General features: G+C 63.7%; 24 protein-coding genes. 8 read left to right on the forward strand and 16 right to left on the reverse strand.

Annotated elements, in window-relative coordinates; all coding sequences use genetic code 11:
• Positions 1-73: 73 nt before the first annotated feature.
• From FHS78_RS02070 to FHS78_RS02085, 4 genes are all read right to left on the reverse strand, one after another.
• Positions 74-850 carry a class II aldolase/adducin family protein gene (locus FHS78_RS02070; RefSeq protein ID WP_167089760.1) on the reverse strand — a complete coding sequence of 259 codons (777 nt, stop codon included), beginning with the start codon at positions 848-850 and terminating at the stop codon, positions 74-76.
• A gap of 121 nt (positions 851-971) precedes the next feature.
• Positions 972-2,387, reverse strand: coding sequence for an FAD-binding oxidoreductase (locus FHS78_RS02075; RefSeq protein ID WP_205305152.1), 1,416 nt, complete (start codon positions 2,385-2,387; stop codon positions 972-974).
• Positions 2,388-2,564: 177 nt separating this feature from the next.
• Positions 2,565-4,070 (reverse strand): glycerol kinase GlpK, encoded by a 1,506-nt coding sequence (gene glpK / locus FHS78_RS02080; protein ID WP_167089762.1) that lies wholly within the window; start codon positions 4,068-4,070, stop codon positions 2,565-2,567.
• A 62-nt stretch (positions 4,071-4,132) separates the two neighbouring features.
• Positions 4,133-4,756 (reverse strand): DUF2628 domain-containing protein, encoded by a 624-nt coding sequence (locus tag FHS78_RS02085; RefSeq protein WP_167089765.1) that lies wholly within the window; start codon positions 4,754-4,756, stop codon positions 4,133-4,135.
• A 143-nt stretch (positions 4,757-4,899) separates the two neighbouring features.
• Between FHS78_RS02085 and moaA the strand changes: the two genes are divergently transcribed.
• On the forward strand, positions 4,900-5,928 hold the full coding sequence (moaA, locus tag FHS78_RS02090) for a GTP 3',8-cyclase MoaA (protein ID WP_425500283.1): 1,029 nt from the start codon (positions 4,900-4,902) through the stop codon (positions 5,926-5,928).
• A 9-nt stretch (positions 5,929-5,937) separates the two neighbouring features.
• On the opposite strand, the gene cutA is transcribed toward moaA, so the two are convergent.
• Entirely contained in the window at positions 5,938-6,282 is a 345-nt protein-coding gene (gene cutA / locus FHS78_RS02095) for a divalent-cation tolerance protein CutA (RefSeq protein WP_167089768.1), read from the reverse strand.
• Between the two features lie 63 nt (positions 6,283-6,345).
• On the opposite strand from cutA, the gene FHS78_RS02100 reads away from it, so the two are divergent.
• Positions 6,346-7,113, forward strand: a complete 768-nt coding sequence (locus FHS78_RS02100; RefSeq protein ID WP_167089770.1) for an NAD kinase — start codon at positions 6,346-6,348, stop codon at positions 7,111-7,113.
• A 12-nt stretch (positions 7,114-7,125) separates the two neighbouring features.
• Here FHS78_RS02100 and FHS78_RS02105 read toward each other — a convergent pair whose 3' ends face one another.
• Together FHS78_RS02105 and FHS78_RS02110 are read right to left on the reverse strand one after the other, a co-directional pair.
• Positions 7,126-7,761: a hypothetical protein gene (locus FHS78_RS02105; RefSeq protein ID WP_167089772.1), complete on the reverse strand. Its 636-nt coding sequence runs from the start codon at positions 7,759-7,761 to the stop codon at positions 7,126-7,128.
• A 5-nt stretch (positions 7,762-7,766) separates the two neighbouring features.
• Positions 7,767-8,597 carry an NUDIX hydrolase gene (locus tag FHS78_RS02110; protein WP_167089774.1) on the reverse strand — a complete coding sequence of 277 codons (831 nt, stop codon included), beginning with the start codon at positions 8,595-8,597 and terminating at the stop codon, positions 7,767-7,769.
• Positions 8,598-8,806: 209 nt separating this feature from the next.
• Here FHS78_RS02110 and FHS78_RS02115 point away from each other — a divergent pair, with 209 nt between their 5' ends.
• Complete coding sequence (locus tag FHS78_RS02115) at positions 8,807-10,375, forward strand: EAL domain-containing protein (protein WP_167089776.1); 1,569 nt, start codon at positions 8,807-8,809, stop codon at positions 10,373-10,375.
• A 10-nt stretch (positions 10,376-10,385) separates the two neighbouring features.
• Here FHS78_RS02115 and pcaF read toward each other — a convergent pair whose 3' ends face one another.
• A complete protein-coding gene (pcaF, locus tag FHS78_RS02120) occupies positions 10,386-11,588 on the reverse strand; it encodes a 3-oxoadipyl-CoA thiolase (RefSeq protein WP_167089968.1) in 1,203 nt (400 codons plus the stop codon).
• A 97-nt stretch (positions 11,589-11,685) separates the two neighbouring features.
• Entirely contained in the window at positions 11,686-12,831 is a 1,146-nt protein-coding gene (locus tag FHS78_RS02125) for a DUF2336 domain-containing protein (RefSeq protein WP_167089778.1), read from the reverse strand.
• A gap of 258 nt (positions 12,832-13,089) precedes the next feature.
• Here FHS78_RS02125 and FHS78_RS02130 point away from each other — a divergent pair, with 258 nt between their 5' ends.
• On the forward strand, positions 13,090-14,289 hold the full coding sequence (locus FHS78_RS02130) for a CaiB/BaiF CoA transferase family protein (RefSeq protein WP_167089780.1): 1,200 nt from the start codon (positions 13,090-13,092) through the stop codon (positions 14,287-14,289).
• Here FHS78_RS02130 and FHS78_RS02135 read toward each other — a convergent pair.
• Both FHS78_RS02135 and FHS78_RS19735 read right to left on the reverse strand, forming a co-directional pair.
• Complete coding sequence (locus tag FHS78_RS02135; protein ID WP_167089782.1) at positions 14,286-15,377, reverse strand: saccharopine dehydrogenase family protein; 1,092 nt, start codon at positions 15,375-15,377, stop codon at positions 14,286-14,288. The genes FHS78_RS02130 and FHS78_RS02135 overlap by 4 nt on opposite strands.
• Before the next feature lie 28 nt (positions 15,378-15,405).
• A complete protein-coding gene (locus FHS78_RS19735; RefSeq protein WP_167089784.1) occupies positions 15,406-15,525 on the reverse strand; it encodes a twin-arginine translocation signal domain-containing protein in 120 nt (39 codons plus the stop codon).
• 110 nt (positions 15,526-15,635) lie between these two features.
• Between FHS78_RS19735 and FHS78_RS02145 the strand changes: the two genes are divergently transcribed.
• Entirely contained in the window at positions 15,636-16,217 is a 582-nt protein-coding gene (locus tag FHS78_RS02145; RefSeq protein ID WP_167089786.1) for a TetR/AcrR family transcriptional regulator, read from the forward strand.
• A gap of 37 nt (positions 16,218-16,254) precedes the next feature.
• Here the strand turns inward: FHS78_RS02145 and FHS78_RS02150 are convergent, their stop codons facing one another.
• Positions 16,255-17,214 carry a hypothetical protein gene (locus tag FHS78_RS02150; protein WP_167089788.1) on the reverse strand — a complete coding sequence of 320 codons (960 nt, stop codon included), beginning with the start codon at positions 17,212-17,214 and terminating at the stop codon, positions 16,255-16,257.
• 161 nt (positions 17,215-17,375) lie between these two features.
• Between FHS78_RS02150 and FHS78_RS02155 the strand changes: the two genes are divergently transcribed.
• Positions 17,376-18,794, forward strand: a complete 1,419-nt coding sequence (locus tag FHS78_RS02155) for a spinster family MFS transporter (protein ID WP_167089790.1) — start codon at positions 17,376-17,378, stop codon at positions 18,792-18,794.
• Positions 18,795-18,837: 43 nt separating this feature from the next.
• On the opposite strand, the gene FHS78_RS02160 is transcribed toward FHS78_RS02155, so the two are convergent.
• The 4 genes from FHS78_RS02160 to FHS78_RS02175 all read right to left on the reverse strand — a co-directional run bounded on the left by FHS78_RS02160 (position 18,838) and on the right by FHS78_RS02175 (position 21,107).
• Positions 18,838-19,182 carry a response regulator gene (locus FHS78_RS02160; RefSeq protein ID WP_167089792.1) on the reverse strand — a complete coding sequence of 115 codons (345 nt, stop codon included), beginning with the start codon at positions 19,180-19,182 and terminating at the stop codon, positions 18,838-18,840.
• Positions 19,183-19,264: 82 nt separating this feature from the next.
• The gene (locus tag FHS78_RS02165; protein ID WP_167089794.1) at positions 19,265-19,678 is read right to left on the reverse strand and encodes an HIT domain-containing protein; all 414 of its coding nucleotides are present in this window, start codon (positions 19,676-19,678) and stop codon (positions 19,265-19,267) included.
• Entirely contained in the window at positions 19,675-19,926 is a 252-nt protein-coding gene (locus FHS78_RS02170) for a hypothetical protein (protein ID WP_167089796.1), read from the reverse strand. Before FHS78_RS02170 ends, FHS78_RS02165 begins: the two co-directional genes overlap by 4 nt.
• An 11-nt stretch (positions 19,927-19,937) precedes the next feature.
• Positions 19,938-21,107 carry an acyl-CoA dehydrogenase family protein gene (locus FHS78_RS02175; protein WP_167089798.1) on the reverse strand — a complete coding sequence of 390 codons (1,170 nt, stop codon included), beginning with the start codon at positions 21,105-21,107 and terminating at the stop codon, positions 19,938-19,940.
• A gap of 99 nt (positions 21,108-21,206) precedes the next feature.
• Here FHS78_RS02175 and FHS78_RS02180 point away from each other — a divergent pair, with 99 nt between their 5' ends.
• Both FHS78_RS02180 and FHS78_RS02185 read left to right on the forward strand, forming a co-directional pair.
• Positions 21,207-21,668, forward strand: coding sequence for a MaoC family dehydratase (locus tag FHS78_RS02180; protein WP_167089800.1), 462 nt, complete (start codon positions 21,207-21,209; stop codon positions 21,666-21,668).
• A gap of 3 nt (positions 21,669-21,671) precedes the next feature.
• A complete protein-coding gene (locus tag FHS78_RS02185; protein WP_167089803.1) occupies positions 21,672-22,544 on the forward strand; it encodes an HpcH/HpaI aldolase/citrate lyase family protein in 873 nt (290 codons plus the stop codon).
• The last annotated feature ends 9 nt before the right edge of the window (positions 22,545-22,553 follow it).

Genomic DNA, 22,553 nt, shown 5'->3' on the forward strand with positions numbered 1-22,553 from the left:
ACGGAAAGAAGATGCGGCGCCGCACCGCATCTCAAGTGGAAAATATATGGATGGACCGGACGGCGAACGCCGTTCAGTCGCGATAGGACGGATCGACCCTGTCGAGCGTGCGCAGAAGCGCCGGCCAGGCCAGCTTGCCGATGCCATGACGCTTGTGGAACTGTCCCTGATCCGCCGTCTTCTCCGGCACGCCGTCGTGCGGCATGGTCAGGGCCCGCCCGCCGGACAGCGCCCGCACCTGGATGGAACAGGCGCGTTCGAGGAAGAAGAGCCGAAGAAACGCATCCGCACAGCTCGCGCCGACCGTCAGCAGGCCGTGATTGCGCAAGATCATGCAATGCTTGTCGTCGAGATCGCGGATCAGCCTTTCGCGCTCGTCGAGTTCCAGCGCAATGCCTTCATAGTCGTGATAGGCGAGATCGCCGAGCACGATCATCGCGGTCTGGCTCAGCGGCAAAAGGCCGTCGGCCTGCGCGGACACGGCAACCCCGTCATCGGAATGCGTATGGATCACGCAATTGGCATCGCTGCCGGTGGAATGCACCGCGGAGTGAATGGTGAAGCCCGCCGGGTTCACCATGTAATCCGTTTCCTGCACGATGTTGCCGTCGAGATCGATCTTCACAAGGCTCGATGCCGTGATCTCGTCGAAGGTCATTCCATAGGGATTGATGAGGAAGTGATGCTCCGGCCCCGGCACGCGCGCCGAAATATGCGTATAGATCAGGTCGCTCCAGCCGTAATGCGCAACGAGGCGGTAGGTCGCCGCAAGGTTGACGCGGACCTCCCACTCCTCCCTGGAAACCTGCTCGCGCATCGACAGGCCGCTGAAATCTTCTGCGACGGACATGGGGGCACCTCCACGAATGGCATTGTACTGGGATAGCGTTTCCGGTCAGTGTGACACGGCGCCGGGCCTCAGCCAAGCCGGGAGCTGAAATCCGCCTCCTCCGCCAGATTGCGCCGCCGCTCTATTCCGCGGCCTGCGCGTGTGGAACGGGCTCCAGCACCTTGCCGGGATTGAGGATGTCCTTCGGGTCCAGCGCGTGCTTCAGCGTCCGCATCAGCGCGACTTCCTCCGGCGAGCGCGACCAGCCGAGATAAGGCCGCTTTTCAAGCCCGATCCCGTGTTCGGCCGACACCGAGCCTTGCCGCTTCTGGAGCGCGCCATAGACGATCTCTTCAACGGCGCGGCGCGTCTCCGGCGACGCATCGGGAAAGCTGCCCGGAATGACGTGCAGATTGCCGTCGCCCAGATGGCCGAACACCATCAGCGAATAATCCGGCCATTTGGCCGCGAAAGCCTCGCGGATTTCGGCGATGTAACTTTCCATATCGGCGATGCGCAGGCTCACATCGAAGGTGAACATCGGATAATTGTTCACGACCTGGGCGACGTCGTCACGCAGCGCCCACATGCCGTCGCGCTCAGCCTGATTCTTGGCGATCACCGCATCGGAGGCCACCCCCTGCTCCAGCGCCTGCGTGAGCGCCGCCTCGAAGCGCGCACTGTCTTCCTCCTGGTTGCCGCCCATGGATTCGATCAGCACGTAATAGGGATGACCATGGGGAATGGGCGGACGGCCCTGCGCCGGCTCGCTGGAGACGAGCTTGTAGAAATCCTCCCACATCACCTCATAGGCCGAGAGCGTACCGCCCAGCGCGCGCTCCATATGGCGCAGGAGCTTCGGCAGATTGTCGAAATTCTCGATCGCGACAAACGCCGTGTCCTGCGATACGGGCTTCGGGCGCAGCCGAAGCACGGCGCGCGTCACGATACCCAGCGTCCCTTCCGACCCGATGAAGAGCTGCTTCAGGTCGTAGCCCGCATTGTTCTTGATGAGCTTGTTGAGCGAGGAGATGACCGTGCCGTCCGCCAGCACCGCCTCCACGCCCAGCACCATGTCGCGCATCATGCCATAGCGCAGCACGCGATTGCCGCCCGCATTGGTGGAGATGTTGCCGCCAATGGTGGCCGAGCCCCGCGCACCGAGATCGAGCGGGAAGAAATAGCCCTTGGTCTCCACCTCTTCGCAAAGCGTCTGCAGGATCGTCCCGGCCTCCACCGTCGCCGTGCCGCCCGTCTCGTCGATTTCCTCGATCCGGTTCATTCGGTCCACGGAGAGCGCGATCATGCCTTCGCAGGCCGCGCCTTCCACAAGACCCGTCTTGCCGCCCCAGGGCACGACGCCCACGCCTGCCTGATGGCAAAGCGCAAGCGCCTTCGACACTTCTTCCGTGCTGGCGGGACGGAGCACCGCGCGGGGTGTCCCGAGATGGCTCCACGCCCCTTGCGCCTTTTCATGCGCGGCCTCGCCTTCGAGCACACTGCCCTCGCCCAGCGCCGATTTCAGCTTGGCAATCAGTTCGTCCATCGAGGCAGGCATGAGTGTTCTCCCGAATATGCATTTGATTGGAGCGCAATATAGCGCAGCGGGGACGCTGCGTCATGGCGTCCCGGACGGCCAGGAAAACAGGTGTCTTCCGGACAGGCGCGAAAAAGGCAGGTGAAACACGTTCAAATTATCGGCGGCGCCGCGAATGGTACGCCCGGGGAAATGCCCTCATCCCCCGATTACCCGCTTCACCGCGCCTTGCCAGCGCCCGTAGCGGGCATTGCGCTCCTCTTCCGCCATTTCCGGCGCAAAGGCCTTTTCGCAGCGCCAGTGGTCGGCGACATCCTTCGTCCCGCCATAGAAGCCCACCTGCATCCCGGCGAGATAAGCCGCGCCCAGCGCGGTCGTCTCCGTCACTTCCGGGCGTTCCACGGGACGGCCCAGAATGTCGGTCATGTTCTGCACGAACCAGTCGTTCATCACCATGCCGCCATCGACACGCAACGCCTTGGGTGCCGTAAGACCCGCCTCGCGCATGTCTTCGCCCATCGCATCCATCAGGTCGCGCGTCTGGAAGGAGACGCTTTCAAGCGCCGCCCGCACGATTTCCGGCGCCCCCGTATCGCGCACCATGCCGAACAGCGCCGCCCGTGCCTCCGGCTCCCAATAGGGCGCCCCGAGGCCGGTGAAAGCAGGCACGAGGATCACATGGCTCATCGGGTTGGCGTCCCGCGCCATCGCCTCGCTCTCTTCCGAGGTATCGATCAGCCCCATCTCGTCGCGCAGCCATTGCACGATGGCGCCCGCCATGAAGATCGACCCTTCCAGCGCATAGGTGGTCTTGCCGCCGATACGATAGGCCACCGTGCCCAGCAGTCGGTTCTGACTCTGCACGCGCTTTCCGCCCGTATTCACCAGCGCGAAACAGCCCGTGCCATAGGTCGATTTCATCAACCCCGGTTCGAAACAGGCCTGACCGACGGTGGCGGCCTGCTGGTCGCCCGCCACGCCCGCGATCGGAATTTCCGCCCCGAAAAGATCGGCCGCCGTGACGCCGAAATCGTCGCAACAATCCTTCACCTCCGGCAGGACGCTGCGCGGAATGTCGAACCAGCCGAGGATTTCGTCGTCCCAGTCCTGGCGGTCGATGTTGAAAAGCATGGTACGCGAGGCATTCGTCGCATCGGTCACGTGACGCTTGCCGCCGGTGAGCTTGTAGATGAGCCAGCTATCGATCGTGCCGAAGCAAAGCTCGCCCGCTTCCGCCCGGGGTCGCGCACCCGGCACATTGTCCAGAAGCCAGGCAAGTTTGGTACCCGAGAAATAGGGGTCGAGCAGCAGCCCGGTCTTCTCCTGGACGATGGGCTCCTTGCCCTCCGCCTTCAGCCCGCTACAGATGCCGGCGGTACGCCGGTCCTGCCAAACGATGGCGTGATGCAGCGGCTCGCCGCTTGCCCGGTCCCAGAGCACCGTCGTCTCGCGCTGATTGGTGATGCCGATGGCTGCAATATTGGCCGCGACGGTTCCGCCCGTCAGAAGCCCCCGGCAGACGGCAAGCGTCGCCTCCCAGATTTCCCCGGCATCGTGCTCCACCCAGCCATCCTGCGGGAAATGCTGGGTCAGCTCACGCTGCCGCACCCGCATGGGCGAGCCGGATTTGTCAAACAGGAGCGCCCTCGTGCTCGTCGTGCCCTGATCGATGGCAAGGATATACCGGGCCTCTTCCGCCGCCATGCGTGCCTCCCTCTCTTCGCGTGGAGGCAGAGGCTAGCCGCAGTCGCGCGCGCGCAAAAGCCCTACTCGACCGAATGTCGCAGCCAGTCGGGCGGCGCGCTCTTCTTTTCCGATTGCGGCTTGTAGATATTGTCGAACGGGTCTTCACCGGAAGCAGGCGCGGCGCTTTTCTCCGTCCGGGATGACGGCGCAGCCGCCTCCGTCGCCGTATCGTCATTGGCAATCGCGATGATGACAATGGCAACGGCCAACGCCACGACGATGGAAGCGATGATGGCGGCAAGGGTCGAAACGCCGCCCTTGCGGCGGAGGAAGGACCGGCGCCCCTCGCCCTTAAGCCCCTCCTCATCGGCCTTTTGCGCGGCCTTCCATGCACCCTTCACCACCAGCGACTTGCCCATCATGGCGAAGGCGATGCCGATACCCGTGGCCACCCCCGCCCCGCCCGTCGGCAGAATTTCGGGCAGGCCGAAGCTGATCCCGATCGAAACAAACAGCCACAACCAAAGCTTGCGATAAGCCAACCAGATCGCGGTCGTGAAAAACGCCGTCCAGATGAACCCCATCCTGAACTTGCCGGCCGCGCGGCATTTCCGGAGGTAATCGAGATAGGTGTCGGCGTTGGGCCCCGCAAAGGCCACGAGGTCCGCTTCTGCCAGATTGAGTTCCTTGGGGTAGCCGGCCATGGTTCCGCTCCCGCCGCCTCCGACAATATCGATCAGGGTCGATCCGGCATCATTAAACCCTCGGTTTTATTAGAAACCGGTAAAACCCTCTCATTTACGGGGGCGAAAATCGGCTGACCCATTGCTATATTCCGGTCATGGACATGGAAACCGGCATCGACACGGCCCCGCCCTCAAGCGAGATGATCGACCCCTTCGGACGCGCGGTCACCTATCTGCGCGTCTCGGTAACGGATCGCTGCGACTTCCGCTGCACCTATTGCATGGCGGAACACATGACGTTCCTGCCGAAAAAGGAGCTGCTTACGCTGGAGGAGCTGGACCGCGTCTGCTCCGCTTTCATCCGCAAGGGCGTGAGGAAGCTGCGTCTGACGGGCGGCGAGCCGCTGGTCCGCCGCGATGTGATGACGCTGGTGAAAAGCCTCGGCCGCCATCTGGAGACGGGAGCGCTCGACGAACTGACGCTGACCAGCAATGGCAGCCAGCTCGCCCGCTTCGCCGACGACCTCCATGCCGCGGGCGTCCGCCGGGTGAACGTCTCGCTCGATACGCTGAAGGAAGACCTCTTCCAGCAGATTACCCGCTGGGGCCGCCTGCCCCAGGTACTGGAAGGCATCGAGGCCGCGAAGCGCGCCGGCTTGCAGGTCAAGATCAACGCCGTGGCGCTCAAGGGCGTGAACGATGCGGAAATCCCCGCCCTTGTCGACTGGGCGCATGGCGAGGGCCATGACCTCACCCTGATCGAGACCATGCCGCTGGGCGAGATCGACGAAGACCGCACCGACCGTTACCTGCCGCTGAGCCGGGTGCGCGAAAGCCTGTCGGAGCGCTGGACGCTGACCGATCTGCCCGAACGCACGGGCGGCCCGGCGCGCTATGTGCGCGTGGAGGAAACCGGCGGCAAGCTCGGCTTCATTACCCCGCTCACGCATAATTTCTGCGAAAGCTGCAACCGCGTGCGCCTCACCTGCACCGGCACGCTTTATATGTGCCTCGGCCAGGAGGATGCCGCCGACCTGCGCGCCCCGCTCCGCGCCAGCGAAGGCGACGAATTGCTCGACCGCGCCATCGACGAAGCGATCGGCCGCAAGCCGAAGGGCCATGACTTCATCATCGACCGCGAGCACGAGCGGCCGGCCGTTTCTCGCCACATGTCGCTGACCGGCGGATAGGCGGAAAGCCTAACCGCCTTTCGCCTGCTCCTTCGCCCAGCCGATATAGTCTTCGTTCCCGCCCTCGATCGGCAGCACCAGCAGCGCGGGCACCTCATAGGGGTGGAGCTTTCGCGTCTCGTCCATCGCCCGGTCGGCAAGGTCGGCCCGCGTCTTGATGAAGGCGACCACTTCGCTTTCGCATTCCACCTTGCCCTGCCACTCATAGATCGAGCGGATTTCGGGGTAGATGTTCACGCAGGCCGCCAGCCTGCTTTCGACCAGTTGCCGGCCGATCCGGTCGGCCGTACCCGTATCCGGCAGCGTGGTATAGATGAAAACCAGCCCCGATCCGGTTTCGGTCTTTTCGATCATGTGCTTATCTCCCGTTTCCACCGAGGCTAATATGCCTGCTTCCCCTAAAGGAACCGCAAGCCGATGAAATTCGAGAAGATTGCCTTCGTGGCGACGGAGATGCCCGAAGCCCAGGAAGCGCTGGAAAAGCTGCGGAACCGGTATGGCGACGCCGCGCCGGACGATGCCGACGTCATCGTCGCCCTGGGTGGCGACGGTCTGATGCTTCAGACCATGCATCAGAGCATCCATCGCGGCATCCCCATCTATGGCATGAACCGCGGCTCGGTCGGCTTTCTGATGAACGAATACAAGGACGACGATCTGATTTCGCGCCTCGAAGCCGCCGAGATCTCGCGCCTCCACCCCTTGCGCATGAAAACCCGGCTTGCCAATGGCGAGACCCATGAGGCGCTTGCGATCAATGAAGTCTCGCTGCTGCGCGAAACCCGCCAGGCCGCCAAGATCCGCATCACCATCGACGGCAAGGTGCGGATGCAGGAACTGATCTGCGACGGCGTATTGGTGGCAACGCCCGCGGGCAGCACGGCCTATAACCTGTCCGTGCAGGGACCGATCATCCCGATCGACGCGCAGCTTCTCGCGCTCACGCCCATCAGCGCCTTCCGCCCGCGCCGCTGGCGCGGAGCGCTGCTCTCGCATCGCGCGGAAGTGAAATTCGAAATCCTCGAACCGAAAAAGCGCCCCGTCTCCGCCGTGGCCGACCACACCGAGTTCCGCGAGGTCGCGGAAGTCGATGTGAAGGAAGACCAGTCGGTGAACCTGCTGATGATGTTCGACAGCGACCACAGCCTGGACGAACGCATCCTGGGCGAACAGTTCCTGTATTAGGAATTTCTCCGCCTAGACGGAATGCGCTTCGTCTCGCCTCTTGACGGCATCGGTTGCGAGCGCGCCATAGGCAAGGCCGGCCGCCCAGATGGCAAGGCCGATATGAAAGACATCCATGGATGTCGAGGCCGACAGGCCGTAGAATCCCATGCTCGCCAGCGCTGCGCCCGCATAGCCCGCCGCGCCGACAATGAACCCGGCGCCCGCTGCCACGCTGCCGCGAATGGCGATCACAATGCCCGCCGCCAGCATCAGCACCAGCATGACGAGGCTCGCCATCTGCGCATAAATGTCGCCGACCGGCGCAGTCGCTTCCGCAACAGCCAGCGGCACGATGATCGCCGGCAACAGCCAGAGCACGCCGAGCGCCATCCTGCCGGGTTGACCGCGCAGCAGGATGACGATGGCGGCAATGGTCCAGCTCGGCCCGAGGATCATGGCCATAAGCGAAATGGTTTCATTGGCCAGCACGACCAGATGCGTCGGATAGCCCCCATAGCGGATAGCGCCGAAAAATGCCGCCGGCACCACGATCAGCAAGGCGGCGCAGGCAAAGTCGAGCCCCGGCCTGTCCCTGTGCCCAAACAGCCGCACCGCGCCGACCAGCGCGGCCAGCATGAGAACGATTTCGAAAAGCGTATTCGTCATGGGGATTACTTCGCTTTCGGCTTGGCGACATTGGCGACGGCGTCCAGCGGCTCGTCCGTCACCGAATAACCCGCCTCCGCCGGAATGCGGAGAATGGCTTCGCCCGCATCGTTCTTCGTCACCTGCGGTTCCACCGTCACGATGGGCCTGTTGCGCGCTTCCTCGATCGCATGGGCGACATTCGCGCTCCGCCCCACCTTCTCGACATTCATGCGGGTCGGGAAAATGATCGTGCGTTTGCCCGCCTGCGCTTCTTCCAGCGCGATCTGCGGCCGGATCCAGACGCTGTCCACCGATTCCGAACCGTCATGGACCGCCAGATGATCGGCGGGCGCCTCGGCCAGATAGAAATGCGTGTCGAAACGCTTCGGCATCATGTTCGGCGTGATCCAGTGCGCGAACGGCGTCAGCATATCCACCGCCACACGCAGGTTCTCCCGCTCCAGAAATTCGGCAATGCCCAGTTCGCCCTTGTTGAGCGCATCGCGATAGGGCTCCAGCGTGGCAAGCCGCGCGGCATCCACCACATCGCCGGTCTGTGCATTGCGCGCCAGCAATACGCCCGCCTCCTCGAACGCCTCGCGAATAGCCGCAACCCGAAGTGCCAGCAGCGTGTCGTCGAACGCCTCCGCCCCGTCCACGCGTGCGCGCACCTGCTGCGCATAATCCGCCTTGTCCACCTTGCCGCCGGGAAACACGAGCGCCCCCGAGGCGAAATCGATCTGGTGATGGCGCACCACCATAAAGACCTCGAGCCCCTCCGCGCCGTCGCGCAGCAGCAGGATCGTCGATGAGGGAATAAGCGTATCGCCCCCCGTCGCGTGTCGTTCAGCCATTTCTCACTCCCTCCAGCCGCCCGGTTAAAATCCGGACATTCTTATTAACGCTTTGGCGACGCTGATCCTGCATGGATGGAACGGATTAAGTGTGCCGAAACCACCTTGCGCCGAAACTGCCACAGGGCGGACACGTGCCCAGCGAAGGTTTTGTGCCCGAGTACCGCCACGACCCGCCACCATGAAACGCCGTCAGCAATCGGTTCAAGATGTACAGCAGTTCGTTTCGTCTGACCAACCGGGACATCGATCTCGCCTTTGAGGCGCAGCACCTCTTTCTGGTGTTTCAGCCGCGGATTTCGCTGGTTGACGGTACGATTCTGGGCGCGGAAGCTTATGTGAGATGGACCCATCCGGAATATGGCCTGCTGCCGCCCGGCCTCTTCCTTTCCTTCTTCGACAGGCGCGAACGCGCAGGCGAACTCACACGCTATGTCGCCGCGCGTGCCGCCGAAACGCTGGTCTTCTGGCAGGGAAAAGGTCAGGACTGGCCGATCTCCATCAATCTCTCCGCCTCGGACGTGAACGATGCCGGACTGGCCGGCGCCCTGGACGGGATCATGGCGGCCCATGATCTCGATCCCTCCTGCCTCACCATCGAAATTCCCGAAGGCGCCATTGCCCGCTCGCCCGACACCGCCACCCGCACCATTCGCGAGCTGCGGCGCATGGGCTTCCGAACGGCGCTGGATGGCGGCGGCGCAGTCATCGTCCCCGACGAGCTGCTCACGACCGACTACTTCAATGAAGTGAAGATCGGCGGCGCCTCCATCATCCAGTTCGCCAAGCGGGTGAAAAAATCCGGCATCGGTTTCGTCGGCAAGCGCGTCACGCTCGCCGCCGGCCGAGGTATGGACGCGACCGCCGTGGGCGTGGAAAACGAAACGACACTCGGCGCATTGCGCGAACTCGGCTTCACCGCCGCGCAAGGGGCCTATATCTGCCGTCCCATGAAACCGGAAGAGCTTGTCGGCTGGCACTACGCCGCCCCCGCCGCGGAGGAAGAAGACGAAATCCTGCTGCTGGAGCCGATGAGCGAAAGCACCTTCCACCAGACTATCGAGGAACCGCTTGAGCTGACCGAGCCGCTTGAAGAGGAAGAGATCGAAACGCCCTGCGACATGGATGCGCCGGAAGAAAGCGCGTTCGATCCGGCAAGTATCGAGCTCGACGAATATGAAGAGCTGGAGAGCGCCCCCCTCGCCGATGACGACCTGGAAACCCTCGCAGCCATCCGCAGCGAAGTCATGAGCCTGGCGGGCTATGACGAAACGGAAACGCCTCCCGACCTGTTCGAACCGCAACTGGAAGATGAGTTGGAGGAAGAGCCGGACGACGAAGCCGAAGAGACCTCCGAGTTCCTGTCCGTCATGGACCCCGCGCCCATCGAGTACAGGCCGGATGAACCCGCCCGCATTGCCGGAACTTCGCCTCGCGCGGAAGAAACGGAGGCCGTCGACGAGCTGATCCTCGATTATACCGCGCTCGATTTCGACTTGCCGGGCGAAGAAATCCGCATGATGGCCTGGCGCATCGACCGCGTCTGCCTCTTCCCGGGCCGGGAACTCGTTCGCCGCATACCGGCTCGAAAACGCCGCAGGCGGCCGGCGGGCAAACGCCCCGCCCCCGCTCGCGCCCGGACCGCGCGCGGCAAGACACCGGCCCGCCGCCGCGCAAAGGCTGCGCCCGGCAAATCCCGTCGGCCCGCGCCGCCGCGCAAACGGCAGCGCCGCGGGACGCCGAAGCGGTCTTTCCTGGAACGCGCGCTCGGGCTTTAGTCCCGCCCGATCAGACTTTTTCGATAATCATCGCAATGCCCTGCCCCACACCGATGCACATGGTGCAAAGGGCGAAACGTCCATCGCGCTTGTGCAGCTCATGCGTGGCGGTCAACACCAGCCGCGCACCGCTCATACCCAGTGGATGCCCCAATGCGATGGCGCCGCCATTCGGGTTCACATGTTCCGCATCGTCGGGCAGCCCCAGATCGCGCATCACCGCAAGGCCCTGGCTCGCAAAGGCTTCGTTGAGCTCGATCACATCCATGTCGGCAAGCGTCAGGCCCGTCTTTTCCAGCACCTTGCGCGTCGCCGGCGCCGGACCGATGCCCATGATACGCGGCGGCACGCCGGCGGTCGCCATGGCGACGATCCGTGCGCGCGGCGTCAGGCCGTGCGCTTCCACCGCGTTGCCGGAAGCGACGATCATGGCGCAGGCGCCGTCATTCACGCCCGATGCATTGCCGGCGGTCACCGAGCCGCCCTCGCGGAACGGCGCGCGAAGTTTCGCAAGCGCCTCCAGCGTCGTTTCCGGGCGGGGATGCTCGTCCGTATCGATCACCGTCTCTCCCTTGCGGGTCGAGATGGTGACGGGAACGATCTCTTCGGCCAGACGCCCGTTTTTCAGCGCAACACCCGCCTTCTGCTGGCTGCGCCAGGCGAAAGCGTCCTGGTCTTCACGGGAAATCTGGAAGTCTTCGGCCACGTTCTCGGCCGTTTCCGGCATGCTGTCGACCCCATACTGGCTTTCCATCAGCGGATTGACGAAGCGCCAGCCGATCGTCGTATCGTAAATCTCGGCATTCCGGTCATAGGCGCTGGTGGCCTTGCCCATGACGAAAGGCGCGCGCGACATGCTTTCCACGCCGCCGGCAATGACGAACTCGGCTTCGCCGGATTTGATCGCCCGGCCCGCCGTGCCGATGGCATCCATACCCGACCCGCAAAGCCGGTTCACCGTGGCGCCCGGCACCGCATCCGGCAGACCCGCCAGCAGCGACGACATGCGCGCGACATTGCGATTGTCTTCACCGGCCTGGTTGGCGCAGCCGAAGATCACATCGTCCACCCGCTCCCAATTGACCGACGGATTGCGCTCCATCAGCGCCATCAGAGGCACCGCCCCCAGATCGTCCGCCCGCACGGGCGCAAGCGATCCGCCGTACCGGCCGACCGGCGTACGGGCTCCGTCGCAAATGAAGGCTTCCTGAATCTGATGGGTCATGCCGTCTCTCCGGGGGCGAAATTGAATCGTTGGAGGCGGCAAACTAGCAGCTTTTCACGCGGTTCTCAGCGGGAAGTTCTTCGCGTCAGGCCGCGCCCGCGGAAACGTTGAGCGGCTCCGCCACGTTCAGCCCCGTCCCGCTGAGGCGGCCGAGCTGGTCCATCAGCGCGTCGAAATCCCCGCCTTGCAGCGTGTCGTAGCTGGAAAGGAGCCCCTTCACGACCGTGGCCCGGTACTGTTCCTGATCGAAAACCGAGGCCGCCTTTTCGCGATGGAACGCATCCAGCATCACCCGAAAGGCCGGATAGAGCGCTTCGGGCATTCCGGCCCGCGCATAGACGGCGCGAAAGCCCAGCGCCCCCACATCGTGGATCAGGCGCCAGATCCGGACCTCGGGCACATCGGTGAGCCGGGCCATGGAGGCTTCCACGAAACGCATCTCGCCCTGGCAGCCCAGACGCAGAATGAGACTTCCCGTCAGCCGCTGGTTTGCGGCGAGCTGGTCCACCAGCTTGCGCAGGTCGATATCGCTCATCCGCGTGACGGCTTCCGCCGTGCTGCGCTCGCGCGCCTGCGCCTCCAGCATCCCGGCCGTGCGCGTGTCGAGGGAATGAGTGTTGACGAGATAATCCCTCAGATTTTCCGAGACCTGCGAGATGAGTTTCTCGATCAGCAGAGCCGGTACGTCGCTGCGTGCAACGACAGGCTCCACGACTTCTCGGTCGTCCGGATACCGCTCGGCCAGCATCCCTGCGGCCGCTTCGTCGATGATGGCGCCTTCATTGGCGACCAGCGTCAGCACCGCGGTTCGGTCGCCTTGCGAAACGATCGCTTCCGAAACCGCCGAATTGACGGAGGGGCGGCTGGCAATGGCGCATTGCTTGGCGGGACTGCCATAGGTGACGAGGCCGACCAGATCTTCGTCGGTAAGAACGGGTGAATTCCTCAGAACGGGGATGGCGACCTCATCGAGATCGCGCGCCAGCTCCAATACGATGCCGCGCGGCGCGCCGGGCATGTCTTTCAGGCTGTCGGACAGCGCTTCCCGAACGGTAATCGCGACATCGTGAACGAGATAGCCGAGCACTTCCCGGGCCAGTTCGCGTTCGCGCGGCGATAGATCGACGCTCTCGAACTGCTGCGCCACCTTTTCGGCCACCTCCGCACGCGCCGTGCCGGATGGGTGCGCCATCAGACGCTGCACATCCTGTATGCTGAGTTTCCTACGCATTGCCCCGCCTTGACCCAATCATCGAGAAGCAACGGGCAAATCCCACCTCGCCCGTCTGTATCTGCATCGCTCAACTTAGAGCGATACGATTAAGGACGGGTTTACGATGATGCCCGCTTCCGCGCCGAACGCCCGGATTTACCTTGCCGGCCGATCCCTTCCGGGGCAGGCGGCGGCGAAACCGCGCTTTTGACTCCCCCCGCTTTTCATGGATGATCGCCGCAACCGGAAACACAAGAAATCGGACGGGGAACCCTGATGCTGGAAGGTCTCAAAGTCGTGGAAATGGCAACCTATATCGCCGCGCCGGGCGCGGGCGGCATCCTTGCCGACTGGGGGGCGGAGGTCATCAAGATCGAGCCCCTGAGCGGATGCCCGATGCGCTACACCATGGCCAATGTCGGCGCGGACCATCTGAAGGGCAGCCCGATCTTCGATCTCGACAATCGCGGCAAGAAGGGCCTGGCCATCAACACCGCGACGCCGGAGGGCGTGGCCGCGGTGAAACGGCTGGTCGAGGATGCCGACGTCTTCATCACCAATGTGCGCCCCGGCGGGCTGGAACGCGCAGGGCTGGATTACGACTCCCTGAAAGAGATCAATCCGCGCCTCATCTATGCCAGCGTCACCGGCTACGGGCTGGAAGGCCCCGACAGGGACCGTCCCGGCTTCGACATCGCCGCCTTTTATGCCCGGTCCGGCGTGGGCTGGCTGCAGACCGTCAAGGGCGGCGAACCCGTCTCGCTGCGGACCGGCATCGGCGACCACACCACCAGCATGGCGACGGTGGGCGGGATTCTCGCCGCCGTCTTCGAACGCCAGACGACCGGCAAGGGCCGCCTGGTGGAAGCCTCGCTCCTGCGCGCGGGCATCTATGCGGCCGGGTCGGACACCGCCGTCCAGCTCCGCTACGGTAAGCTCGGCTCCACCAAGACGCGCCATGAGGCCATCCAGCCCATCAGCAATTTCTTCAAGACCCGGGATACCTGGATCGTGATCGTCCCGCGTCAGGGGTCGACCGACTGGACGGCGATCTGCAAGGTGATCGGCCGGCCCGAACTCGAAACCGATCCCCGTTTCGACACCCCGAAGAACCGACGCGCCAACGCTGCCGAACTGGTGGATATTCTGGACGCCGCCTTCATCCAGCACGATCTCGCCCATTGGCGCGAGAAGCTCGATGCCGAGGACATGATCTGGGCCCCGCTTCTGCGTCCGGCCGATGTCTTCGCCGATCCGCAGGCCAGGGCCGCCGGCGCCTATGTGGAAGTGCCCGAAGAAGGCGGCGGCGAAGGAACCTATCTTTCGCCGGCCTCGCCCATCCGTTTCCCCGGCGCCGATGACGGCCCCAAGGGCCCGGCGCCCGTTCTCGGCGAACACACCATCGACACGCTGAAGGCATCCGGGTTCAGCGACGAGGAAATCGAAGGGCTGAGGAAAGCCGGCGCCATCGGCTAGGCTGCATCCTCCACCTGCGCGAGGCGGTCGATGGAGATGCCCTCCTCATTCATGATCTGCCTCGCCGTCTCAATGTCGGTAACCGTTTCAGCGACCTGAATCCCGGCTGACGGCGTCCCCTGACGGATCAGCCGGTCGAGCTGGATCATGGCGCCCGTCGCAGTCAGATGTGTCTGGCCCTGCGGATCCGTGACGATCCAGCTCTCCCGCATGGCTCCGTTTGCGCCCTCGCCTTCGATATCGATACGAACCCGATGCGCCCCGCCTTCTCCGGGATTGTGCATCAGCCCATGCCGCAACTTGCGGAACCGCTCGCCACTGATGAGCCCCCACAAGCCGGAACGCACGAGAACACTCAGAAGCGGGCCCGAAGTTCGGTCGTCGAAACCGATACGCGCCGCCACGCTTCTCGCCCCCGTGACGATGGGGAGCGTCATCTGGTCCGGCGTATCGAAGCGATAGAGCGGAAAGCGCCCCACTCCCGGAAATTCCGTCTTGATCCCCTTGCGAAAGGGATATGCCATCACCGCCCGCCCTTCTTCACGGACCTCGAAGGGAAGCGCCATCCTGTCCATATATTCCACCGAGTTGGGACCGGACTTGTCCTGTGCCGCATAGAGGATGCCGACTTCGATCCGATCGACCTGCCGGAAACCGGCCGCCATCTCACGCACCAGTATGCCGACCGTCGCGGCCATCCAGGAGGAGGCGAAGACGACCGGAGCCCTGGAGGTATCTTCCATCGCCGCCCGCAGAATCGAGCCCCGCATCCGTTCGGTCCAGCGCGTGATGTCGATATAGGGAATATGCGCGCGGATCGCGTCGAGCATCAGATTGTCGTCGATGTCGTTGACCGCCCCGAGCACGAGGGCGGGCTGCCTTTCGAGCCCGGCCAGCGGATTGCGGGCGGAGATATCCAGCCGCACGACCGCCGCGCGGCCCAGCTCTTCGACAAGCTCTTCTCCCTGCCTCGGCGATCGTCCGCCCAGCAGTATCTCGATTTCCGGATAGCGCTTTCTCAGAAGCCGGGCGATTTGCGTGCCGACAACGCCATAGCCGCCGGCAATGAGCACAGTTTCATTGGTCACTGGAATCTACCTGATTGTAGAGAATGAATCAGAGTGCGATGGAAGGGCGGCACCACATGCCCGCGAGCCCCGGCATCGCCATGCCTGCCGCGCTCGCCCCACCCGCTTTCAGAAAACCCCGCCTTGAAAGACGTGCACGTCGCTGCATTCGGCCACCTCACTTTTGGTCACATGACCATGTTTATATTTTTTGGTCAAGAGACCATTTTCGGGATAAAAGGCGGCATGTCCGCGAATGACCGGAGACGGCGAGGGAAGATGGTGAGAAGGACCGGCGCCAAGGGCCAGCGACGCATCGAAGAAATTCTCGATGCAGCGGAGGAAATACTGGTCGAGGTGGGGTATGGAGGCCTGTCCATGCGCGGTGTTGCCGACCGGCTCGGCTTGCGCCTTTCGCATGTTCAGTACTATTTCGGCGGGCCCGACGCTCTGTTGGAGGCGATTTTCGACCGCTCGCTCACACGCTCGATCGAGGCGTTCGAACACCGCCCGAAACGCGAAGGGATCGAGGCCATGGTCGCCTTCGTGCTCGAAGATCAGCTTTCCACGAGCTACTGCCGGCTGTTCTTCGAACTATGGGCGCTCGCCGCGCGCGACATGAAGGCCAACGCTGTCCTTGCCCGCTATTACGCGCGTTATCAGTCCTATGTGGAGAGCATGGTCGCCTCGGAATATCCCCAGGCGAAACCGGCACAGCTCAAACGCTGCGCCGTCATCCTGATGAGCCTGTTCGAGGGCTTGTCGCTTTTCAGGGGCGTCGAAGGCCGGATCGCCGTATCGCGGCGCGAGCTCGACAAGGATATCGTGAAAGCGGTTCGCGCCATCCTCGCGCAAAGCTGACCCGGCCGACAAAGGCCGGCGCCATCGGCTAGGCCCGTCAGGCCATGGCGTTGACGGCCTCATGGGGCGGTCGGGCAAGGTCCTGCCAGGTCCCGATGGCGCCATGCCGGGCGCGCGGCTCATCCTTGTCCTTCGCCGCATCATTATCGACCGCCTGCGGCGGATCGAGCGAGGCGAGGATCTGCACCACAGCGGGGCTGAGCTTCAGCGCCCCGCTGCCGGGCGCGGTATCGGGCCTGAACGGACGGGCTTGCCCGGAAGACGGTACGTAGCGCCTCCCGGGCGAAGCCTCTCCATCCGCATGGCTGGCGGCCATTCCCGTACCACCCTTTACGTCGAAAGGAATGGCCGCCGCCATGCTTGCCGCACCGCCACCCGTGCCGGCAACCGCATGTTTGCTGATGAGCTGCTGATAGACCTCGTTCGCCGTGCGCGCACGGCCCGACGCCTCGTAGAAAATCGATCTGTTCGCCTTCGCCGCCGCGGGGAAGAGTCTGTCCGCCGGCATCCCCGGATCGTTCTCGGCGGTCGAGATCAGTTTCGACGCCCCGCCCGCGCCGAGGAAATGCGCGATATAGAGTTCGCCGCCCACCGGCTCGCGCCCCAGACGCGACTGAAGAATGTTGGCGCTTTCCTGCGTATAGGCGCCGGCCATCAGCGCCGACACTTCCGGATCCTTGCGCAGGGAAAGAATTTCCGCCCGGTCGGCAGGATCTGCCACGCAGTATTTGCCGTCCGCGCCCCGGGTGATCCTGGCCGCCTCCTGGCCCAGGCCCAGCTCTCCGCCGTAAGTCTTGAGCGTCGAAAGCCAACTCTGCTCGGTAAACTGAAAAAGCCCCGTCGCGCTCGAAGTCCCTGATTTCGCGGAACAATCGAGGCTCGACTCGCGCATGGCCGTTTGCAGCAGATAGTCGAAATCTGCACCGGTCTTCCGGCTTGCCTGCTGCAGGGCGGCGGATATGTCGGGACGCGCAGTGAGCGCGGCTACGAGCGACATGGGACTTCCTTTCCAATTCCGACGAGAAAGGAGCAATCCCCGTGCCATTCCATATGACGGAAAACTAGCGATTTCACGACCGCGCCGGGAGATTGGCTGTAAGCTCCCGGCCAAGCACAAAAGAATCGTGCGGACATGCTGCAAGAGGGAGGAATTGCGGAATGGCCGAAACAGAAATCGCCGCCGAGGTCGAGGAAGAACTTCATCACCCCCACAGGGACCGGATCGAGCTGCCCTATCCCAACCAGCTTTATGCCTGGTATGTGGTCGGCGTACTGGTGCTCGCCTACACCTTCTCTTTCATCGACCGGCAGATCCTGAGCCTGCTCGTCGGCCCGATGAAACGCGACCTCGCAATCACCGACACCCAGATGAGCCTGTTGCAAGGTCTGGCCTTCGCCATTTTCTACACGCTGATGGGGCTTCCCATCGGCCGCATGGTCGATCGCAGCCACCGCGTCCGCATCATTTCAGCCGGCGTTTTCGTGTGGAGCATGATGACCGCTTTTTGTGGCCTGGCAAAGGCTTACTGGCAACTCTTCATCTTCCGCATGGGGGTCGGCGTAGGCGAAGCGGCGCTGACGCCATCGGCCTATTCCATGATCGCCGACTACTTCCCGCCCAAGCGGCTGGGCTTCGCGCTCGGCGTCTATGGTATGGGCGTCTATATCGGCGCGGGGCTGGCGCTCGTCATCGGCGCCGAGGTGATCGGCCTCGTCTCCAATGGCGGCGACCTCACATTGCCCATCGTCGGCGACGTCTTCGCCTGGCAGGTCGTCTTCCTCGTCGTGGGCCTGCCCGGCGTGCTCATCGCGCTCTGGACGCTCAGCCTGAAGGAACCGACCCGGCGCGGTCATATGCGCAAGGAAATCGGCGCGGACGGCGTCGAGAAGCAGGTCGATGTGCCGCTCGGCGAGGTTCTCGGATATTTCAGGGACAACTGGAAGACCCTGGCTCCCCTTAGCCTGTGCTACGCCCTGTGCGCCATGATGGCTTATGGCGTGGCCGCCTGGATCCCCAGCTTCTTCGTTCGCTCGTTCGACTGGAGCTATGTCGAGGCCGGGCGGTGGTATGGCTGGATCATCGTCGTCTTCGGCACATCCGGCGTCGTCGCCGGCGGCTGGCTGGCCGATAAGCTGACGGACAAGGGCATCCGCAATGGCCGAATGCTGGTCTGCGCGGTGACCGGCCTTGCCGCCATGCCCTTCACGCTCGGCTATCCGCTGATGAACGACCCTTATTGGGCGCTCGTCCTGCTGTGTCCCTCGACCTTCTTTGCCACCTTCTCCACCGGCGCCGGGCCCTCGGCCCTGCAGGAGCTGATGCCGAACCAGATGCGCGGCTTCGCCTCGGCGGCCCTGATCTTCGTGGTGAACATCATCGGTCTTGGCCTCGGCCCCACCTCCATCGCACTGGTGACGGACTTCGTCTATGGCGACGAAATGATGCTGCGCTATTCGCTCGTCTGGGCGCCCGCGGTCATCCTGTCGCTGGCTGTGCTCGCCGGTTTCCTCGCGCTCAAACCCTATCTCGCCAGTCTCACCTATCTTGAGACATGGAGTAAGGAGCACGAGAAATAGAGTCTCATTTCAATGAGTTGGAAGAAGAACCGGACTCTTTCTGTCAGCCGGCCCGGAGGCGCCCTCGGGCGCTGGCCTGCTCCAGCTTGAAGAGCAGAAGCTCCGGATCGAAGGGCCAGACGAGATAGTCGTCCGCACCCGCCGCCAGCGCCTCGCGCACATGGGCGGGCGAGGCATTGTCGGCAATGGCCAGCACCAGCGCGTGGCGGCTCGCGGGCGATGTCCTGATCTGCCGGATGACGGCAGCCTGCTCGTCCGGTTCATCCGCCACGAGGTAAAGCTGCGCCTGCCCGGACGCCGGCACCAGCTCGACGCGCAACCGCATCAGGATCGAGGCGATCCCGCTTTTCGTGGGGCCCTTCGGGCCTGTAATCCGGGCTGTGATCATGGTTTTCGAGGTTCCGGGTCCTGCGGGACGACTCACCTGTCCCGCTTTCGAACAACCCTCGCCCGAAGAAATAAATCAAAGGTTAACCATGAGCGCCGAGCCGGCCCCGAAGCCGCTCGATCAGCGCCTCTTCCTCATCCGCTCCATAAGGCTCAGCCTCCCCAACGCCCCAGACCGGCCCCGGCCAGGCGGCATCCCGCGCGAAGCGGGCGATGATATGGACGTGAAGCTGCGGCACCATATTGCCCAGCGCGGCCACGTTCATCTTTTCCGCGGCCGTCTCCTCCCGGAGAATCTGGCTGACCCTTTCGATCTCCTCATAAAAGCTGTGCTTGTCCGCCGGCGGCACCCCGTCGAAGTCCCGCAAGCCCTCCCGCCGGGGTACGAGGATGAGCCACGGATAGCGCCGGTCCTTCATCAACAGCACACGGCAGAGCGCAAGATCGATCACCGGCACCGTATCGGCGGCAAGGCGTTCGTGGAGGGCGAAACTCATTGCGGATCCTCATGCGCCGACAGCCGTTCCCGGCGCATGCCGAACAACGCGCCGGCGAAGAAAATACCGGAACTGAGATCGACAAGGCCGATCATCGCCAACGGTCCGAACGGCCGGTCCCATTGCAGACCGGGAAGGGAAGCGCATACCACCGCCAGCACGGCAATCCCCGTACCGCCAAACCCGGCGGCTAACAGGGAAAAGCTCAACCGGTCATCCCGTTGCGTCAAACGCTCCAACAGCTTCATATCCTCCTCCCTCAGTAGGATTTCGGCAGGTCCAGTACCCTCTCCGCGATATGGCTCAGGATCAACTCCCGGCTCACCGGCGCGATGCGGGCGATCATCACCTCGCGCATATAGCGCTCGACATGAAATTCCTTGGCATAGCCCATGCCGCCATGGGTCATGATGGCCGTTTCGCAGGCCTTGAAGCCCGCTTCGGCGGCGAGATATTTGCCCGCATTGGCCTCCGCGCCACAGGATGCGCCCGAGTCGTAGAGCGAGGCCGCCTTGAAGACCATCAGATTGGCGGCTTCCAGCTCCGCCCAGCAGGCAGCCAGCGGATGCTGGATCGCCTGGTTCTGACCGATGGGCCGCCCGAAGACGACGCGGTCGCGGGCATAGTCTGCCGCCTTGCGCAGCGCCGCGCGGCCTACCCCCACCGCTTCCGCGCCGATCAGCACGCGCTCCGGATTGAGCCCGTGAAGCAGGTAGTGGAACCCCTTCCCCTCCTCGCCGATCAGGTCGCCCGCCGGTATACGAAGCCCGTCGAAGAAAACGGCATTGGAGTCGACCGCCTTGCGGCCCATCTTCTCGATCTCGCGTACTTCGGTCGCCCCGCCCCGGTCGAGATCGGTATAGAAGAGCGAAAGCCCCTCGGTGGGCTTGGCGCATTGCTCCTTCGGCGTGGTGCGCGCCAGCAGCAAAATCTTGTTCGCCGTCTGCGCCGTCGAGGTCCACATTTTTCGCCCATGGACCACATAATGATCGCCGTCCCGCTCGGCTTTGGTGCTGATCGAGGTCGTATTGAGACCCGCATCGGGCTCCGTCACGCCGAAGCAGCAGCGGTCCTCGCCCCGGATGAGCGGCGGCAGGTTCCGCTCCTTCTGCTCGTCGGTCCCGAAGACGACGAGCGGCATGGGCCCAAAAAGATTGATATGGATGGCCGACGCCCCGGAGAGACAGGCCCCGGACTCTGCAATGGTCTGGGCGATGATCGCCGCCTCGGTGACGCCCTGCCCCGCGCCCCCAAGATTCTCCGGCATGGCGATGCCGAGCCAGCCGCCCGCCGCGATTTCACTCACGAAATCCTCCGGAAAGCCGCCATCCCGGTCATGCGCCAGCCAGTAGGCGTCATCGTACTTGGCGCAAATGCGGCCCACCGCGTCGCGAATCGCCTCCTGTTCGGGCGTGAAGGTGAAATCCATGAAGCGCCTCCCTGCGGCCTTCTTCCGGGCCGTCCCTTTTTTACTGCGTGTTTTCAGGGCTATAAGGTAGCCAATCAAGACCGCATAACCGAGGACGAAATGCCGGGACTCTATTTCGAGGAATTCGAGGAAGGCCAGCTTATCAGGCACGCCATCACCCGCACGGTGACGGAGGCCGACAACACCTTCTTCTCGACCATGACCATGAACCCGGCCGCGCTCCATATCGACCACGATTATGCCGCCCGCGAGACGGAGTTCGGCAAGCCGCTGGTGAACAGCCTGCTGACGCTGGGCATGATGATCGGCATTTCGGTGCATGAGACGACCCATATGACGACCATCGCCAATCTGGGGATGACGGATGTGGTCTTTCCCAAGCCCGTCTTTCACGGCGATACGCTGAGGATCGAGACGAAAGTGATGGGCAAGCGCCGGTCCAAATCGCGGCCGAAAGCGGGCATCGTGACCTTCGAGCACAAGGCCTATAACCAGCATGGCGAGGAAGTCGCCTCCTGTACGCGGCAGGCCTTCATGCATGCCAAGACGGAAGGCGAATAAGCGATGCGTTCCTGGCTCTTCGTCCCCGGCGACAGCGAGAAGAAACAGTCGAAGGCGCATCTGAGCGGTGCCGACGTGCTGATCCTCGATATGGAGGATTCCGTCGCGCTCTCCAACAAGGAAGCCGCCCGCAGGATCACCGCCGACTATCTGGCAGGCGCCGACCGTTCAGGCCCGAAACTCTTCGTGCGCATGAACGCGCTCGACACCCCCTTCTGGGAAGACGACCTTGCGGCCGTGGTAAAGGCCAAACCCGACGGCATCATGGTGCCGAAGTCGAAATCCGGCGACTGCATCAGGACGGTCGCCTTCGCCCTCACCGAGCATGAGCAGGAAGCGGGCATCGCCACCGGCGCAACCAAGCTCTGTTGCGTGGCGACGGAAACCGCCGCCTCGCTCTTCACCCTCGGCACCTATCAGGATGCCTCGCCCCGCCTTTCCATGATGACCTGGGGCGCGGAAGACCTCGCCGCCGACCTCGGCGCACGCTCGAACAAGGACGATAACGGCCTCTATACCGGCCCCTATCGCCTCGCCCGCACATTGACCCTGCTCGGCGCGGTCGCGGCGGGCGTCGATCCGGTCGACAGCATCTATGCCGATTTCCGCGACGAGGCAGGCCTCGAAGCGGATGCCCGCGCCGCCGCGCGCGACGGCTTCACCGGCAAGATGGCGATCCACCCGGCACAGGTGCCCGTCATCAACCGCATCTTCACGCCGAGCGACGACGACCTCGCCCATGCGCGCGCCGTCATCAAGGCGTTTGACGACGCTGGCGATGTCGGCGTCGTCTCGCTTGACGGCGTGATGCTCGACATGCCCCATCTGAAACAGGCGCGCCGCCTCGTCGAGCGCGCCGCCCAAGCCTCGAACTAGAACGGAATA

The organism is Parvibaculum indicum (assembly GCF_011762095.1).
GTDB lineage: Bacteria > Pseudomonadota > Alphaproteobacteria > Parvibaculales > Parvibaculaceae > Parvibaculum > Parvibaculum indicum.